The 17,485-nt window shown below is 57.3% G+C and carries 12 protein-coding genes; 4 read left to right on the top strand and 8 right to left on the bottom strand.

Going from position 1 to position 17,485, the window contains the following annotated elements; translation table 11 throughout:
* Nucleotides 1-295 precede the first annotated feature (295 nt).
* Both ACK8OE_RS19340 and ACK8OE_RS19335 read left to right on the top strand, forming a co-directional pair.
* Nucleotides 296-835 (top strand): GNAT family N-acetyltransferase, encoded by a 540-nt coding sequence (locus tag ACK8OE_RS19340; protein ID WP_410273962.1) that lies wholly within the window; start codon nt 296-298, stop codon nt 833-835.
* A gap of 102 nt (nt 836-937) precedes the next feature.
* The gene (locus tag ACK8OE_RS19335; protein WP_410273961.1) at nt 938-2,215 is read left to right on the top strand and encodes an NAD(P)/FAD-dependent oxidoreductase; all 1,278 of its coding nucleotides are present in this window, start codon (nt 938-940) and stop codon (nt 2,213-2,215) included.
* On the opposite strand, the gene ACK8OE_RS19330 is transcribed toward ACK8OE_RS19335, so the two are convergent.
* Both ACK8OE_RS19330 and ACK8OE_RS19325 read right to left on the bottom strand, forming a co-directional pair.
* Nucleotides 2,187-3,221: an aldose epimerase family protein gene (locus ACK8OE_RS19330; RefSeq protein WP_410273960.1), complete on the bottom strand. Its 1,035-nt coding sequence runs from the start codon at nt 3,219-3,221 to the stop codon at nt 2,187-2,189. The genes ACK8OE_RS19335 and ACK8OE_RS19330 overlap by 29 nt on opposite strands.
* 113 nt (nt 3,222-3,334) lie before the next feature.
* Nucleotides 3,335-5,806 carry a beta-galactosidase gene (locus ACK8OE_RS19325; RefSeq protein WP_410273959.1) on the bottom strand — a complete coding sequence of 824 codons (2,472 nt, stop codon included), beginning with the start codon at nt 5,804-5,806 and terminating at the stop codon, nt 3,335-3,337.
* A gap of 205 nt (nt 5,807-6,011) precedes the next feature.
* Between ACK8OE_RS19325 and ACK8OE_RS19320 the strand changes: the two genes are divergently transcribed.
* Nucleotides 6,012-6,920, top strand: a complete 909-nt coding sequence (locus ACK8OE_RS19320) for a hypothetical protein (protein WP_410273958.1) — start codon at nt 6,012-6,014, stop codon at nt 6,918-6,920.
* Between the two features lie 30 nt (nt 6,921-6,950).
* Here the strand turns inward: ACK8OE_RS19320 and araD1 are convergent, their stop codons facing one another.
* From araD1 to ACK8OE_RS19290, 6 genes are all read right to left on the bottom strand, one after another.
* The gene (gene araD1 / locus ACK8OE_RS19315) at nt 6,951-7,961 is read right to left on the bottom strand and encodes an AraD1 family protein (protein WP_410273957.1); all 1,011 of its coding nucleotides are present in this window, start codon (nt 7,959-7,961) and stop codon (nt 6,951-6,953) included.
* An 81-nt stretch (nt 7,962-8,042) separates the two neighbouring features.
* The gene (locus ACK8OE_RS19310; protein WP_410273956.1) at nt 8,043-8,813 is read right to left on the bottom strand and encodes an SDR family oxidoreductase; all 771 of its coding nucleotides are present in this window, start codon (nt 8,811-8,813) and stop codon (nt 8,043-8,045) included.
* Between the two features lie 6 nt (nt 8,814-8,819).
* Nucleotides 8,820-9,998: a galactonate dehydratase gene (dgoD, locus tag ACK8OE_RS19305; protein WP_410273955.1), complete on the bottom strand. Its 1,179-nt coding sequence runs from the start codon at nt 9,996-9,998 to the stop codon at nt 8,820-8,822.
* Between the two features lie 128 nt (nt 9,999-10,126).
* A complete protein-coding gene (locus ACK8OE_RS19300) occupies nt 10,127-11,569 on the bottom strand; it encodes a sugar porter family MFS transporter (RefSeq protein WP_410273954.1) in 1,443 nt (480 codons plus the stop codon).
* Between the two features lie 210 nt (nt 11,570-11,779).
* Nucleotides 11,780-13,357, bottom strand: coding sequence for an arabinogalactan endo-beta-1,4-galactanase (locus tag ACK8OE_RS19295; protein ID WP_410273953.1), 1,578 nt, complete (start codon nt 13,355-13,357; stop codon nt 11,780-11,782).
* A gap of 83 nt (nt 13,358-13,440) precedes the next feature.
* Entirely contained in the window at nt 13,441-14,559 is a 1,119-nt protein-coding gene (locus tag ACK8OE_RS19290) for an acyltransferase family protein (protein ID WP_410273952.1), read from the bottom strand.
* Between the two features lie 222 nt (nt 14,560-14,781).
* Here ACK8OE_RS19290 and ACK8OE_RS19285 point away from each other — a divergent pair, with 222 nt between their 5' ends.
* Nucleotides 14,782-17,376, top strand: coding sequence for a TonB-dependent receptor (locus tag ACK8OE_RS19285; RefSeq protein ID WP_410273951.1), 2,595 nt, complete (start codon nt 14,782-14,784; stop codon nt 17,374-17,376).
* Nucleotides 17,377-17,485 lie beyond the last annotated feature (109 nt).

Below are 17,485 nucleotides of genomic sequence, written 5' to 3'. Positions count from 1 at the left end.
CTATGACCCGTAGCCAGCTCTCAAAAGGCGACTAATAGTTAGGCACCCGCCTCCAAGTGGGGCGGCAGATAAAGCGCTTCGAACAAAATAGAGCTGGACGCCTGGTTCCGTCACTGGGTTTGAGGCAATTGGCAGAAGCATCGTTCTCTTAGCCCCTGAAGTTTCAGGTTTCGGGATTCTTCAGTAGGGAAACCCGCCGGCCCCTACTCATTGAAAGCTGGTTCACGATACATATGTAGGATCTATCAGCAGGCCCCACCTGCAAACAGTGGACGTGAAAGCCGATGGAGGTCACGTGCAGTCCGAAACTACATTTGAACGCGTACACAGCTCTGATGCCGATCGACTGCACGCTATGGCCGGGCGAATCTATCATCAGCATTACGCCGATCTTTGGGAGGATCGAGGGGCGCAGTATCTTCGAGACGCTCTTTCTGTAGAGAAGCTACGGGATGAGCTGAGCCAGCCCCAAGCACGGTTCTTCTATATCCAGTCCCGTCTGGAGAGCGCAGGATTTATCAAATTCAACCTCCCCGCCGAATCGGGCGAAAACGACGGGCTCTATCTGGAACGCCTCTACCTCGACGAGGCTTTCACTGGCCGGAGTCTTGGCAAGCTTGGCCTTCAGTTTGCCGAACAGCAGGCGATAGAATTGGGCATTGAACGCGTGTGGCTCAAAGCCATGGCGTATCGAGATGACGTGTGCCGCTTTTATGCGCGACATGGCTATACGGCGTGTGGCGAAAGCACCCTATCCTTTCCGAAAGTCGTCCACGGCCGAACAAAAATGATCACTTTCGAGAAGCGGATCAGTCGGCAATCAGACGCTACTTAGCGAGACGCGGTAGCGACACATTCGGAAAGAAAGCTTGTCTCACCTGCCGAGACAAATTTGCGTAGATTGAAGGCGAACTTTCGCAATTGTGAAGGCATCGCAATGAGCAAGCATCGGGTCGTCGTCATTGGGGGTGGATTTGGCGGACTACAACTGGTCCACGATCTTTCCGGTGCAGATTTCGAGATTACGCTCGTTGACCGACGAAACCACCATCTGTTCCAGCCTCTTCTCTATCAGGTCGCTACGAGCATACTCGCCACGTCAGAGATCGCATGGCCTATTCGCCACCTCTTCCGCGACCGCACGGATGTAAGAACGATCCTCGATGAGGTCATCGGTGTCGACACCGAGCAAAAGGGTGTCCGGCTCAGGAGCGGCGGAACCTTACCCTATGATACACTCGTGCTGGCGACCGGCGCTACGCATGCCTATTTCGGGCGCCCAGAATGGGAGTTGGTCGCGCCGGGTTTGAAGACCTTGGAAGATGCCACAACCATTCGCCGGCGAGTCCTATTGGCCTTTGAACGCGCTGAAATAGAATCCGATCCTGATATCCGAAATGCCCAACTGACCTTTTCGATCGTCGGTGCCGGTCCGACAGGTGTCGAACTGGCCGGCATTATCGCGGAACTCGCTCACAAGACCCTTCCTAAAGAATTTCGGCATATCGATACCCATCAGGCTCGCGTCGTACTGATCGAGGCCGGGCCGCGGATTCTTGCCTCGTTCTCGGAACCCCTTTCCGCCTATGCCAAGGCCACACTCGAAGCCCGCGGTGTCGATGTTCGCGTGAACACCTTTGTGACGGATCTCACATCGGAAGGGGTGACGATGGGAGAGATATTCATGCCAAGCCGCACTGTCGTCTGGGCTGCCGGCGTTCAGGCATCACCCGCTGCATCCTGGTTGGATATACCCGCCGACCGCGCGGGTCGAACGATTGTCCAGCCCGATCTGACCGCGCCGGGTCTTCCGGATATATTCGTGATCGGGGATACCGCGGCGGTGACCAACAAGGACGGCAAGCCGGTTCCAGGCGTGGCGCCGGCCGCGAAACAACAGGGCGCTTACGTTGCGAAGGTTCTGCTGGCGCGCAGATCGAAGAAACCCCTGCCCCGGCCATTCGCCTACAAGAACCAGGGCAATCTCGCTACTATCGGGCGGAGTGCCGCTATTGTGGACCTTGGGGCTTTGCGCCTTAAAGGCGGACCGGCATGGTGGTTGTGGGGCATCGCGCACATCTACTTCCTCATCGGTACAAGGTCGCGTCTGGCGGTCGCGTGGAACTGGCTTTGGATTTTCCTGACCCGGCAACATAGTGCCCGACTGATCACGCAGCGCGAGACGATCAGGACCGAAGCGCCCCCGTCGTGCTAGCTCGCCTTCCTGTTCCAGTGAGCGGCCTCGAAGCGTCGACCTTTGGAGCATCGAAAAACTCATATAGCGTCGAGCGCCTATACCGCTCTCTCGGAACCAGCCAGGGTGACGGGAACTGGAAACGATTGACCGCGTCTATGTAGCCCTGTGGCTCGACGGCGAGCGCACCCGCTGGAGCGTTTTCCCGGTTCAGTCCTGAATAGAGCTGTAAGCAGGGCTGGTCGGTCGAGACCGCAAGCTCCAGAGAATGGTCGGGTGCAATCATGCGAAACGCGGGCTCAACCGGCCTCAAGATCCAGGATTGGTTCAGGCCAATTCGGGTCAACTGGTAATGTTTGCGGGCCAGCAGATCCCCAAGTTTCGTCGCCTTGTTCAAGTCGAAGGGAGTTCTTGGCAGTCGAAGGACGTCACCTGTTGGAACGTACGTCCGATCGAGCTCTAGGACTGAATCGCTATGGACCTGAAGGAGATGATCCTCGATCGCACCACCCGCGCCGCTTGCCAGATTGAAATAGAGGTGGTGGGTCAGATCGATCGGCGTGGGCGCGTCCGTCTCCGCGTCATAGGAAATACGAAGGCTTTTGGGGGCCACAAATTCAAAGGTGGCAAGCACCTTCACATTGCCCGGAAAGCCTTCCTCACCGTTCGGTGACAAATAGGACAGAACCACACGGTGGGTCGAGTGCTCGACGATCTCCCAAACCTGTTTGCCAAAACCCTGCGCGCCGCCGTGCAAGCAGTTCGGAGCCTCGTTGGCCGTCACGTTGTGCTCGATGTTGCCGAACCGGAATTTCGCCCCGCTTATCCGGTTTGCAACCCGCCCAATTATACTGCCGATGTAGTTCTGATCGGTAATGTAATCGCGCCAATCCGGAAGATTGACGAGGACCTCACGCGGCTGGCCATGCACAAGGATGCGCAGTGAATGGAGGATGGCCCCATACGGAAGGATTGTCGCTTCTGAACCGGCCGTGTCTGATATTTTGAGTAAGGGCAGGAGCATCATACCTTATCATCACGATCTTGCCTCAGGCGATGACCCTGCGACCAAAAAATGAACCCACCCCGGCAAGCCGAGGTGGGCGTAATCAGGCGCGTCTAACAGCCCGCCACATCAAGTTAGTTCGTAGAGTCCGGAAAACGAATTGTGGTTTCGTATTCAGGCGTCATGGTGACTTTGCCGACACGAATGATCTGCTCACCCGCCTTGACCTGCGGCGGATTGGGAAGATCGACATAGAACGGCATATCCGGGAGCAGCGGGCGGAAATTGAAGAGCATGTAATCACTCTTGCCGAGGAATCGCTTCGTACCGATGCGCCACGCCTCACCGGCATAGAAGTGGTCAGCGACCAGATCATTGCCGACGAAGGCCTGAGCCGTATCCGCCTCGTAAGGCAGGTCCATCCAGACGTCGACGACGCCGGGGGGAAGGTCCTTCTTTGGCAGCGCAACCGTCACCTTGTTATAGGCGGGCCATTTGACGTCGACAGCCGGTTCGTACGCCTTTTGCGTCAGCTGGTAAGTCGCAAAGCCGCGCTTGGCCACCAGTGACTTCACAGCGCCGACGCCGACCAATTCGGGCCCCTTTGCCGGTGCCGGATACACACGAACCTGAGCGACATTCTTACCTACCGACCGGAAGGCAATCTGGCCGTTCTCGTAGAGCGGCGTCGCCTCGCTAATAAAGAGGTGCCGGTCATTATTCTCGCCCAGAACCCAGGCGTTCATAGCGGAAGCGTGATCCAGTAGGAGCACGTTCGTCTTTTTGCCGCCGGTCTCGACTTCAAACCGCGCGACATCAGCCGACTTACATTCAACCAGCTTCAGAGACTCGACGGCACGGACGGTGCAGCCGTTCGACGAGGACGCTTTAACGACCGTATTGCCCGGGAAGACGAACTGACTGGCGATGCCTTCGTGGCCGAAGAACACGTAGTGCTCTCCGCCCTTGTTGGATAGGTGCGCCATCGGTTGTACTGTCGCCGAGACCAGATTCACGCCCGACAGATCGAGATTGACGGGGAGGATCAGGTTTTCACCGGCCGGAATGTGCATCTCGCCCTTGAGCGGCAAGGCGACGGTCCCATTGGGAGTTTTCACCTCAAACCGAGCATCCTTGGCGACGTTCGTCACGTGATCCTGGAAGTTGTTGATGAAGAGGAAGCCAGATCCGTTGGCCCCCCGCGCTGCGTATCGCAGCGTCTTGGTATCCAGACGATCGATTGACGCGGCATTTGCCGGCAAGGCGACCGGGCTCGGGGCCAGACGATCGCCGAAGTCCTTCATGAAGAAATGCTGGACCTTCAGGCGATTGAAGGTCGGGCGAACATCGCCGAATTCACCCAGCGGTCCGCCGAAATCATATGACATTTTCGGGTATCCGACCGGTTCGTCAGACAGGAACGACCGTTTGCCGTGGGGCGTGGTTCCGCTCTGGAACATGTAATAGCCGATGCCATTTGAACCGCTGCCCAAGAACCGGTTCACCAACGCATCGGCACTTTCGAGAGGTATATAGGGACGACGGGCGTAATGGTTGATCATGCCAGGCCCCAACTCCGCTGCGAGGTAGGGGTACTCCGTGGCGTTATAAGACAGGGGTGCGTAGTCAGGATTTTTCTGCAGATCCGTGTAGAGATAGAGCGATGACGGCCGGGCCTTTGCGTCCCAGCTCGGATAGGCATAGGCCGCCTGCACCGGAAGCGTTTCATTCGGTACGATGGTTGCGTTGCCCCACCCGGTCGCCGTCCAAAGAGGCGCATCCATACCGGCGTCCTCTGCCAGCTTCTTCAGGGAGCGCATGTGCTCAACGCCCACCGCAGCGCGCGTGTTGACGGTCGCCGACGAGCTGACCTGATGGTGGGTCACGCCCTTATCTTCTGGCGCAACTGTATAGTCGAGGGGTTGGCCCGGATAGTTCAGTGCCCACGGTGAAGCCGAATGCTGATATTCGTTTTCGATCTGGAGGCCAACGATCGGACCACCATCTTTGAACCACAGTCCCTTCACCTGGTCAGCGATATTCTTATAAAGAATACCGACGTAATTCAGATAGACAGGATCGTTGGCGCGGACTGTCAACGGTTTTGCCAAAAGCCAGTCTGGAAATCCGCCGCTGCGCACTTCGCCGTGGCCGTAAGGACCGACCCGCAACAGCACCTTCACGTCGAGCTTCTGACACAGTTCGATAAACGCCCGAAGGTCGCGGTCGCCCGACCAGTCCCACTTGCCCTCTTCTTCTTCGTGTACGATCCAGTGCGCATAGGTGGCCACCGTATCGATGCCGCCCGCCTTCATCTTAAGAAGCTCTTCTTCCCAGTACTGATGCGGATATCGATAGTAGTGGAATTCGCCGGTGATCTTTATGACCGGCTTTCCGTCGACCGAAATATAGGACTGATTGACGGTGTAGCTGTGACCTGCCGCGTTCGTGCCACCGGATTTCAGATGGTCACCCTTATAGGTGGGCTGCGCGCCGGATAAATCAATCTGCAGCGGTTGAGATGCGGTTTGGGCACGGGCCGCGCCGCCCATTACCGCCAACAGGACGCCAGCCGACACCATCACTTTGAGAATTTGCTTTTTCATAGACCTCTCCCTCGGCGCCATGGCTAGGCGCTCTTAAAACCTCTTGGGAGTGACGTAACACCCTCACAACATGAGCGTCAAATCTGAAATTACTAATATTACAAATAATACTTCAACAATCGTTTGAGTAGCGAAAATTTAGCCCGCGCAACTTCACGGCAAAACGGAATCAACCCAAGCTTTGAGCAGAACAAAAGGGCACGGCATGGACGGGAAAGCGAACACTGGGGGCGAATGGCTGGAGCGATACTGGGTTTGGCTCGCGGCTGGAACCGTCACGCTTGCGTGGATTCTCAATCTGGGGATCGGATGGTGGCAGCTTTGGTCGGCCCTGAGGGTCAGCTCAGAGACCTATATAAATGCCGGGGTCTTCGGCGATATGTTTGGAGCAGTGAACGCGCTGTTTTCCGGTCTGAGCATAATCGGCATCGTCTACGCCATTCGCCAGCAGGATCAGCAACTCAAGCTGGCGCGCGCAGAAGTTAAAACCGCACAGGACACGCTTCGTATCGCCATAGAAGATGCCGATAAAACTAAATCCATTCTCGAGGAGCAACAGGCCCAGTCACGTGCGCAGAATGAGGCCTTGCGCACGCAGGCATACGAGAATACTCTGTTCAACGTCATACAGAACCTGCTTTCAGCCGAGAACGGCATAACCGTGCGATCGACGAGGACATCAAACGGTGAAAAAGAGGTCACGATTTATCGGGGAAAGGACGCTTTCTATAACTTCGCGGTTGGGGACGCGCAGAAGATTTATTCGGGTGAAAGCCGCGGAAACGACACCGCACATCTGACCCAGATCGCAGACCGCTACTACAGTTTTTTCGTCCGAAATAGCGGCAACTATTTTCGCATTCTCGAAAACGCATTCAGTATGACAGCCGCCTCGCCCAACCGACATTTCTACAGCAATATCGTAAAATCCAACCTGACATCGACACAAGTTCTAACGGCCGCTCTCATAGGCATCAGCGAAAAGGCGAAAACCTTGAAAGCGGCGATCGAAGAGAATGCCCTGCTAGATATTTTTGCGGACGAGCCGGAAGTCTTTGCGTTTTTCAGGCACACATATTCGGCTGCGGCTTTTGGCCTCACTGAGGAGGACTAACCCCATCGACGAGTACCGTGGTGGCCGCCATTACAGTCTCACAACCTTCGCCGTCTGAGCGACCGGCTCCACGGTCTTGAGCGGGTTCTTGAGCGCATGAACGAACGGCTTGGCGTCGATCTCGAACACGTCGCCCGCCTGCGTCTTCACGCCGTCGGCGAAGCTCGCCGTCGCCGTACCGAAGCAGTGCACATGCACATCGCCCGGCACCCGGAACAGCTCGTACTTGAAGTGGTGATGCTCAAGGTTCTCGAACGTGTGGGACATATTGTCCTCGCCGGAGATGAACGGCTTCTGCCAGATCACTTCGTTGCCGCGTACGATCTTCGACGTGCCCTCGACATGGCTCGGCAGATCGCCCGTCAGGATCTCGACGCCCAGGCTGGCCGGACGCAGCTTGGAGTGGGCCAGCCACAGATAGTTCTGCTTCTCGGTCACATGGTCCGAGAACTCGTTGGCCAGAGCAAAACCGATGCGATACGGCTGACCGTCGTCGCCGATGACGTAGATGCCGGCCATTTCCGGCTCCTCGCCGCCGTCTGCGGCAAAGCCCGGCGACACCAGTTCGGCACCCGGACCGACCAGCGCGTGGCCGTTACCTTTGTAGAACCATTCCGGCTGCGCCCCCGCCATGCCCGAAACTGGCTTGCCGTTCTTCACGCCCATCAGGAACATGCGCATCGAATCGGTCAGATTCTCTTCGCCGCCGGCCTCTTTGGCCTTCGAGTGCATCTTGTCGCGACCTTCGGCCGAACCGAGGTGTGTCAGGCCCGTCCCCGTCAGGTGCAGGTGCGCGGCGTCCGGATGGTCGATCGGGGCCAGCACGCGGCCTTCGGCCAGAGCGACGGCGATGTCCACCGCTTCGCCCAGACCCTGCTCCTTGACCTGATCGACGATCGAGCGCTTGGCGGCAATCGCGGCCCGCGCCAGTTCGTAGGTCGAGGCGACGCCCAGAATGACCTTGGCCGAGCCGTCATCCTCTCCGGCGGCCACGCCGCGCGGCCCGTGGGCATAAACAAACTGGATCAGGCGAAGGGTCATTGGAGCTTCCTTAAGTGACAAGGCCGCACCAAACCGAAGCGCCAATTATGGCGCAGGTCGCCGGCCCCTCAAGGTGGGGTATCAGTCGTGGTAGATTACCGAGCGACCACCATCGATCGTGATGACACTGGCATTGATGAAAGGGGCCTCATCCGACGCGAGGAAGACGGCTGTCATCGCGACCTCTTCCGGGCGGCACATCCGACGCGGCGGATGAATGTCTTCCGCCTTTTTACGCTCGGCGGCCGGGTCAGGGAACGTCTGGAAGTAAGCCTCGGCAATCGGCGTATCGACGTAGCCGGGGGCGATGGCGTTCACGCGCACGCCTTTCGAGGCATATTCGATGCCCAACGACCGGGTAAGGCCCAGCAGAGCGTGCTTGGCTACCGGATAGGGGAAACAGCCCGGGATGATCGAAAAAGAGTGCGTCGACGCAATATTGATGATCGCCCCTACTCCGCGTTCGATCATGCCCGGTAGCACGGCCCGACTTCCATGCATCGCACCCTCAAGATCAATTGCAAGGCACCGGCGCCAGTCTTCATCTGACATTTCGAGGGGATCACGGAACACGTTGACACCAGCATTGTTCACGAGAATATCGACACGACCGAACTCGGAGATGGTTCGAGAGATCGCATTGTCAATCGACGCACGGTCGGCAACGTCGCACTGAACCGCAATCGCACGCCCACCGTCAGCCCGGAGTTTCCAGGCGACATCTTCAGCAGTCTTTGCGTTCAGCTCGGCGATACACACAGCCGCGCCCTCTTTTATGAAGGCTTTGGCTATGGCAGCACCAATGCCTTGGCCCGCGCCCGTGATGACGGCGATTTTGTTAAGCAGACGCATCGTCGATTACCAATCCACTACGGTGCCGTCAGACAATACGGCGTCTTCGGCGATAACATCAATCGGTTCTTGCTTGAAGGGATGCTTAGCGATGATGGCTTCGTTGAGTTCGACGCCCAGACCAGGTTTTTCAGGCACCTGCCAGTTCCCATTTTTGCGGACGATCGGGCTGTCGAGCACTTCACTGAACCAAGGCACCGCGCCCGACATCTCTTCTTGAATGACGAAGTTTTGAGTGGCGACGGCAAAATGCAGTGCCGCAACGCCCGCCAACGGTCCAAGAGGGTTATGTGGGGCCAAGCCCACGCCAACGGCTTCTGCCATGGCCGCAATCTTGCGACCGGCGGTGAATCCCCCTGCGTGACAGAGATCCGGTTGCGCTATTCCAACCGCTCGGTGGGCAAACAAGTCCTGGAATTCACGCACATCGACGAGGCGCTCTCCCGTGGCGATCGGCACCGAGGTTTTGTCCGACACAGCTTTCATAGCAACGCTATCGCCCGGCGGCACCGGCTCTTCCACGAAGAGTGGGCGATGTGGCGCAAGTACGTCGATATAGGCCAGCGCAGCGGACGCCGACGCGGGGCGACCATGGAAATCGACCATGATCTCAATCTTATCGCCTACAGCGGCGCGGACGTCGCCCATGATCCGTCCCAGCAGGTCTAGATCTTTGGTAGCGGCCGTATAGTGGGTATAAGGAATGCAAACGATCTTGAAGGCATTGTACCCCGCTTCGGTCACTTTCAGGGCCTGCTCGACTACCGATTCTGAAGACATTGAACGGTAGACCGAGGTCATATCGCCGAGTCCAAGGTGAGTGTAAACCTTCACTTCGTCGCGTACCCGGCCACCCAGAAGGCGCCAGACGGGCACGTTCAAGTCCTTAGCCGTAATATCCCACAACGCCATGTCGATGCCGCTTACCGCCGACATACCGATCGCACCGAGCCGCCAGAAAGAGTGTTTGACCATTCTTTGGTGGTTGCGTTCGAGTTCACGTGGGTCACGGCCTATCAGCAATGGCTTTAGGTCTTCCACGGTTGCAGCAACGGCTCTTGTTTTCCATTCAAGCGTGGCTTCACCAAGTCCATACAGCCCAGGCTGGTCGGTATCGACCCGGACGAAAATCCAATTGCGCATGCCGGCGTTGACGATGGTCGTCGAAATGTCGGTGATCTTCATTTTTTTGTTCCTCTCCGGACGCACGACTCCTTCGCAGGCAAAACTCGCCTCCGGCAACGTCGCATTCAGGGTTCAAAAAGACCTCCGGCGCAGCCAAGGGAAAGCGACGCCGGAGGTTGGCCAGTTTCTTATTTCGGCTTCTTGTGGGCGAGTTGGGCTTCGATCTCTTCGAGTGACTTGCCCTTAGTCTCAGGCACCCGGAGGGCAATGAAGATGAAACCAGCCAGGCAGATCACGCCGTAGCACCAGAATGTTCCAGCCGCACCCAGTCGCTGGTTGAGGATCGGGAAAGTGTAGGTGACGATAAAGCACCCGATCCACAATGCAGAGACGGCGATCGACATGGCGACACCACGAATACGGTTGGGGAAAATCTCGGACAAGAGCACCCAAGTGATCGGCGCCAAAGACATACCGTAGGCGGCAATAACGCCCAGGGTGAGCAGGAGGACGATCGGACCAGTGATACCAAGATAGAATGCGCCACCAAGGAGCACATGCATGATGGTGATGGCGGCACATCCCCAAAGCATCAGGGTGCGGCGACCGAGCTTATCGACCGTGGCCGTTGCCAGCAGGGTAAAGGCAAGGTTGATCGCGCCGGTGATGACGATGTTGAACATAACACCGCTGAGGTCGTAGCCGGCACTGCGGTAGATTTCTTCGGCGTAGTTGAAGATAACGTTCGTGCCGCTCCATTGCTGCAGCACGGCAAGACCAATACCGGTCAAGAGAAGACCGAGGATCGCCGGTGAGAACAGCTCCCCCATCGAGCTTTTCTCACCGCGCTCGCGGGTCAGCCCTGCGTCAATTTCAGCAATCTGGTCTGCGGCATATTCTTCTCCGCCGATCTTGCCGAGGATATTTGTCGCCTGTTCGCGCTTGCCCATCTTCATCAGCCAGCGTGGGCTTTCCGGAACGAAGAAGGCCAAAATGAAGAAGATGATGGACGGAACCGCCACCGCCGTGAACATCCAGCGCCAGCCAAACTGGCCCTGCCAGGAGTCGCGGATCGCATTGTGATCCATGGCACCGACATCACCGGCGATGAAGAAGTTGACGATCTGCGCGCCCAGAATACCCAGAACGATGGTCAACTGGTTCATGGTCACAAGACGTCCGCGCCAGGCAGCGGGTGCGACTTCTGCGATATAGGTTGGCGAGATGTTAGAAGCGACACCGATGGCGACGCCGCCAAGGATACGCCAGAAGACGAAGATATCGAAGTTCGTCGCCCAACCGGTGAAGATCGAGGATACACCGAACAGAATGGCTGTCAGGATCAAAAGCTTTTTGCGGCCTATCCGGTCGCTCAGGACGCCGCTGATAATCGAGCCTAGCAGACACCCCAGCAGCGAGCAGCTATTGGCCCACCCGATCTGCTCTTCCGTGGTTAGATGGAAGTACGGCTCGTAAAACGGCTTGGACCCTCCAACGACGACCCAGTCATAACCGAACAAAAGCCCACCCAGAGCGGCAATTGCCGAGATCATCCAGATGTAGCCGAGATTAAAACGGTACTTGTTTGGAGCACCGGCGGCACCGGACGGGCCATCGGAGATAATATGCATTGAAATTGTGTCCCTGCGACTATTTTGATTGCGATGCGTGCCCACGCGCCAACGCATCGCACGGTCGGATATAAACCGAACTCTTAGAAGCCCGTCAAGCCTGATATTATAAATAAGTCAAATGTCAAGCACAACGGTGCGTTGTCTCCCTTGGCAGGGGAGTTTGTGACGAGTCTGCGGGGAGAGGGAGGCCCTCCCCGCAGTGTACGCTCATCGATTATTTTTAAAAGCCTGGGTCAAGGCCGGCTGCGCATTATGATTCCAGTCGAAGACAGTTGAGTTGTCGACCGCATTGTTTCCGCCCACAATCCAGCCGAAGTTGGCCTGATTAACCGCAATAGGGTCCCACCACTGGATGCCGACACACCGACCGTTGTTGACGCTTTTGCAGATGTTCATCAGGTCATAGGTGTAGTCGCGTTGCCCGGCAGGGGTCTGCGCGTAACCGACATTGCCATTATTGATCAGCTGACCCTGATAGCCGTTGGATAAGGTCGGGTTCCAATTCGTCGCCGTCTCCATGATGACGATGTCCTTGTTGTAGGTCGCCCCTATGCTGTTGAGTGACGTCAGCAGCTCAGGAAGTGTATCCGTGGTCGTGTGACCTTGGGTACTTTCCCAGTAGGGATACCAGGAGACGCCGATGACATCGAAGTTCACACCGTTATTGACGGCCGCCGTAAAGAACCAGTTCGCGTTGTAGGGCGAGTCGATGTGCAACATGACCTTTGAGGTTGGCGAGGCCGCCTTTACGGCCTGTGCGCCGGAATTTAGCAGTTGCGCTAATTGCGACCAGTTGGTGAGCGGTCCGTAGTTCCCGGGGTTGAGCAAAATCCCGCATTGCATCTGATTGCCGAGCGAGACCATGGTTGGCGGGGTACCCTGGTTCTTGAGCTTTTTGACGATGTCAAAGGTGTAGTTGTAGACCGCTGTTTTGATCTGGGCGAACGACATGCCGCTCCATTCATGCGGCACATCCTGGAGGCACCCATCTGCCCACCAGTCGGAATAGTTCAGGCTCAGTTGAACCTTCATCCCCTTGTTACCGGCCCGCTTAGCCAGATTGAGAATGTCCGTCGTATTTTGAAAACCCATCGGCATTTTGTTGGACGGTGCGTAGGCTGCGTTTCCCGGATCATTGAAAGCGCGTAGACGAACGAAATTGAAGCCGTTATCAGCAAGGATCTGCATGGGGTCTTTCAGCAGACCGTTCTGGTAATATTTAGCCCCCAGAGACTCGATATAGGTCAGACGGGACACGTCGCCGCCTTGCAGGAAGCTGTAGGCCGGGCCGGAATCGGCAGTAAACGTCACATTGTCCATTGCCACCCACTGATTGGCCGCAGCGACTGAGTAGAGTCCGATCCGGCAGGCGCCGCCGGTAACCTGAACGCCGCGCACCACGACTTTTGTCCACCCTGACGACACGGGAATGGATGTCTGCCGGACCGCCCCACCACAATTTTTAGCGTAAAGATACGCGCTAGTCTGGCCGCCGCCATTCTTGAACATGGCCGTCAAGGTGTATTGGCCGTTCGCGATACCCGTCAGCGACTGGTAGGCATCGGTTTCGTAGGGGCCGCCACTCCAGAAAACCAGACCGTAGGAACCCGTGTTCGCGCCTGTCGCCCCGACACTGGCGGAATTCATGACGTTGGTGGCGATGGTCCAGCCACTGGTTGTACCCGTTTCGAAGCCCGGGTTGTTGATCGCGGCCAGACATGGCGCCGACGCGAAGAGCAGACAGGCGATGATGGCCCGCCTGAAGCCTTTGAACACTGATTTCATTCCATGTAACTCCCTGTTTTTAGCGCCGGCAATATCGCCGGCTTAAAGGTACGCGGCACTAAACTCGGGACGTCGCAGCAGAACTAGCCAATTGGGCGCGGGGCTCCGCCTGATGGCCGCGTCGAAATCTTTCGAAGCCAGCCGCGCAGGGGCTCGTCGATCAGAATTAAGAGGAGCCACGCGATAACCGGGACCGCGACCATGATTGCTACCGCAACCGTCCATAGAAGGGTTGGATTTGGCTTTGCCTGCCAAATCCAATGTGCGAACACATACAGAAAGGGGTAGTGAAGGATGTAGAGCGGATACGACAGACGTCCGCTGATCCGGGCAATTGCATCGAGCCTGGGGCGTGAACGGGCTTCAGGTCGGTTCGCCAGCATGATGATCGCTGGGAACGCGAAAACCACCATGAGCCAGTCGAACACGCCCCCGTACGGCTTGAACTCAGGCGCCGCGAATATGAAGGCGAGCCCCAGACCGAGTACGGGAAAGGCAAAAGGTAGCCGAAAGCCCCAGTTCAGACGATAGATTAGCAGGCCAATGGTGAAGGATGCCGTAACCCGAACGAAGCCCACCCACGCGTTGTCCCACGCCCATCCACCGGTCAGACTGCCGCTAATCATCGCCGCGAGAAGCAAGCCCGAAACACCGGTCCCTGCGATGAAGACGAGCACCTGCTTTGAAAACCTGTAGCCGAAGAGGCCGTAGGCAAAATTGACGAGGTACTCCTGAAACAAAGACCAGGCCGGCCCATTCAATGAGTGGGTCATGTTCCAGCTGGCCGGCAACGCTGGCGATGGCAGGATGCAAACTATCAGCCCGAAATTAAGCGCGACCAGCCACGGCAAATCCGAGATTGCTTCCTTTTGATCGGCGGTCATGAACGGATCGAATAGATAGGCGCAGAGCCCCAGAATTGCGCCAACAACGACCAGAGGGTGCAGACGGACCAGGCGGCGCACAATGAAGGCCCTGAAAGTCAGGGTGGGCGCCGTGCAGACGCCGCCAGCCAAACCTTCGTCATAGGCGTGACCGATGATGAATCCCGACAGGCAAAAGAAGAAGTCGACCGCCAGATAGGCATGTCGGAACGCATTTTGTGCCGGACCCGGTACAATCAGTTCGACGACATGGAACAGGAAGACGCAGAGCGCAGCAATGCCGCGCAGACCGTCCAAGGTCTGAATGTGGTGTTTCATAGCGCCCTGTATTTTTATCATTCTCGGGATTTGTTTGGCGCAAGTTCACCAGCGCGTAGCTAGATCCCTTGCTCCCTTTCATCCGATGCCGCCTGTGACGCGCGCGCCACAATTCTCATCATTCGAAAAATCCCTGTTGTGTTTAATGTTACTGATATTATAAATAAGCGCAACCGTGCAGTTCAGAACAGACACGGCACCCAAGGTAAAGAGGAACAGCCTATGAAGAGAATTCTCCTGGCGACGACCGCAACTGCGGTCGTCCTGATGAGCACGCCTGCCTTCGCTCAAGAGCCCACGCCCACCGCAGACGAAACCCAGGAAGTGACGGTTGTCGGGATGCGTAAGAGCATGCGCGACGCTCTGGCCACCAAGAAGGCGCAGACAGGCGTCGTTGAAGTCATCTCCGCCAAAGACATCGGCGTCCTGCCCGATGTGACAATTGCCGAAACCCTGGCGCGGCTGCCGGGTCTGAACACAGTACGCGATCGTGGAAACGATTCGCAGGCGGCCATTCGAGGCCTAGGACCACGGATGGTTCTCGGTCTTATCAATGGCCGGGAAATGGCTTCCTCCGAACCCGACCGCAATGTCCGTTGGGAGATCTTTCCATCCGAAGTCGTCTCAGGCGTGTCTGTCTATAAGTCGACCCAGGCCAGCCTGGTTTCCGGCGGCATATCGGGTACTGTCGACATCCAGACCATCCGTCCGCTTGATTACCGCGGACCAAAAGTGACTTTGCGGGGCGGCCCGGTCTACTACGATGGTGGCACGAGCTATCCGGATTACGACGAAATGGGCTACCGCTTCTCGGGGGCCTATGTCACGAACCTCGCCCCCACGCTGGGCTTCGTCGTTGCCGCCTCTTACCAGAAGCAACAGAACGGCTATGAAAGTGTCGGCGGCGGAGGCTGGAATACGACAAACTCCGGTGCGGTGACGCCAGGGGGACCGATCGTCCAGACGCCTTGGGGCGCGAGCCTCGATGGAAAAGCACTCCAAACGGAACGCGCCAGCATCTCGTCATCGCTGCAATGGCGCCCCTCGTCTAACTTTGAAGGTCGATTCGACGTTCTCTACAGCCTCGTAAAGCTCGACGAAGCCGATGATGGCGGTTGGTTCACCGACTGGGGTAACTGGGACGGCTACAATACCGGGACCACGGCCGCCCCCGGCTATACAAACAATGTCGTTCGCGACGGCTCGCTCGTCAAAACCGATATGACGTTCAACTCAAACTTCAACTCCTACATCTCCCGCTACAAACAGGACATGAAGCTGTTTGCCACGGGCGTTAACGGCAAGTGGACGAACGAACAGTGGACCTATGTCGGTGACCTCTCCTATTCACAAGCCGAACGCTACGGCCTCTGGCAAGCGGCACTGCTGGTCAACAATACCGGTCGGGCGTCTTACGACTATACGAAGGAGCTGCCTGAAGTCTTCGTGGAAACGAGCCCCTGGGAAGCGGCGCGCAACGGCACGCTGTTCGCTCAAAATGGTCAGGCCGACACGAGCCGGCTGCGCGACACGATGTGGACAGGGAGCCTCGACGCGACCCGATACCTGTCGAACAGCATGTGGACCAACCTCAAATTCGGTCTGCGGGTAGCCGATCGTGCGAAGGAGGACGGTCCGGCGGCGACGGTCGCCAGGGCGACGGCGCTCAGCACTACGACCGCTGTAAGCCCGAACCTCTTCACGCCGTTCAATTACAAGAACTTCAAGGTGCCGACGCTCTTGCACGGTGACTTCGAACAGGTCGTCGCAGCACTTTACGGCCCGACTGGCCTTTCTACGCTGTCGCCCGATTACAAGAATACGCCATTCGTCTCGAAGGTCTCGGAAACCGTGATCGAGGCGTATGCGGAAGCGAACTACGACACGGCATTCGCTGGTCTGCCGGTCAACGGCAATGTGGGCGTGCGTCTTGTCGATGTCGATCAGTCGAGCTTCGGTCCGAGCAACGGCGTCAACATCACCATCGACAACAGCTATACGAAGGTGCTTCCGAGCGCCAGCGCACGCTTCGACCTCGGTGACGGCCAGTATGTCAAAGTTGGCCTCGGCCGCGCGCTTTCGCGTCCGCCTCTGAACGACCTTCGGGTCGATCGCAGCTTCTCGACGATCCCGCCCTACACCGGCGGGGGCGGCAACCCTTACCTGAAGCCCTACATCGCCGACCAGCTCGACATTGCCTATGAGAACTACTTCCGTTCAGACGGGCTGTTTGCGATTGCCGCCTATACAAAGAGAATCCAGAACTATGTCGGGTACGATACTCGTCCTATGACCATCGCCGGCGTGCCTCAGCCGGTGGCCTTCACCTCGCCGTTCAACGCCGAGGACAAGGGGACATTGAGCGGCCTGGAAATCACCTATCAGACGCCGTTCTATTTCATCCCGGGTCTGGAGAAGTTCGGCGTCTATTCGAACGCCGCCTTCACGACGTCCGACATCAAGGAAAACAGCCCGGCCGGCAATCCGTTCCCCATGAATGGGGTCGCGAAGCGGACGGCCATCCTCGATCTCTGGTACGCCGACGACAAGCTGGAGGCGCGTCTGGGTGTCAAGTACCACTCGCCCTATACGGTGCTGTTCACCTGGAATTCGGCGGGTCTTCAGGGCATCAAGGAGGAGACCTCTGTCGACTTCAGCGCCAGCTACCGCCTGACGGAACAGGTCAGCGTGCGCTTCCAGGCAGCCAATCTGCTTGATACGCCGCTTCGCCTTTACGACAACAACAACCCCAGCCAGATCGCCCGAAACGACGTCTATGGGCGCCACTTCCTGCTGGATTTCACGCTTAAATTCTAATCCGCCTCCCGCAAGGCCTTTTGGTACATGGCATTCCAGCCTTGCGTAACTGCAACCATGACCCGGAAACGGGTCATGGTCTCTTTTCAGGCCAGTGACCCGAAAAACC

It is taken from the genome of Asticcacaulis sp. W401b (genome assembly GCF_046503825.1).
GTDB lineage: Bacteria > Pseudomonadota > Alphaproteobacteria > Caulobacterales > Caulobacteraceae > Asticcacaulis.
Note: the sequence above shows the minus strand (reverse complement) of the source record. Positions and strands in the feature narration are given on the sequence as shown.

Coding starts and splice junctions, on each gene's coding strand:
- ACK8OE_RS19300 (WP_410273954.1), bottom strand. CDS start 11,569: ATGCATATTATCTCCGATGGCCCGTCCGGTGCCGCCGGTGCTCCAAAC.
- ACK8OE_RS19290 (WP_410273952.1), bottom strand. CDS start 14,559: ATGAAACACCACATTCAGACCTTGGACGGTCTGCGCGGCATTGCTGCG.
- ACK8OE_RS19295 (WP_410273953.1), bottom strand. CDS start 13,357: ATGAAATCAGTGTTCAAAGGCTTCAGGCGGGCCATCATCGCCTGTCTG.
- ACK8OE_RS19335 (WP_410273961.1), top strand. CDS start 938: ATGAGCAAGCATCGGGTCGTCGTCATTGGGGGTGGATTTGGCGGACTA.
- araD1 (WP_410273957.1), bottom strand. CDS start 7,961: ATGACCCTTCGCCTGATCCAGTTTGTTTATGCCCACGGGCCGCGCGGC.
- ACK8OE_RS19285 (WP_410273951.1), top strand. CDS start 14,782: ATGAAGAGAATTCTCCTGGCGACGACCGCAACTGCGGTCGTCCTGATG.
- ACK8OE_RS19325 (WP_410273959.1), bottom strand. CDS start 5,806: ATGAAAAAGCAAATTCTCAAAGTGATGGTGTCGGCTGGCGTCCTGTTG.
- ACK8OE_RS19310 (WP_410273956.1), bottom strand. CDS start 8,813: ATGCGTCTGCTTAACAAAATCGCCGTCATCACGGGCGCGGGCCAAGGC.
- ACK8OE_RS19320 (WP_410273958.1), top strand. CDS start 6,012: ATGGACGGGAAAGCGAACACTGGGGGCGAATGGCTGGAGCGATACTGG.
- ACK8OE_RS19330 (WP_410273960.1), bottom strand. CDS start 3,221: ATGATGCTCCTGCCCTTACTCAAAATATCAGACACGGCCGGTTCAGAA.
- dgoD (WP_410273955.1), bottom strand. CDS start 9,998: ATGAAGATCACCGACATTTCGACGACCATCGTCAACGCCGGCATGCGC.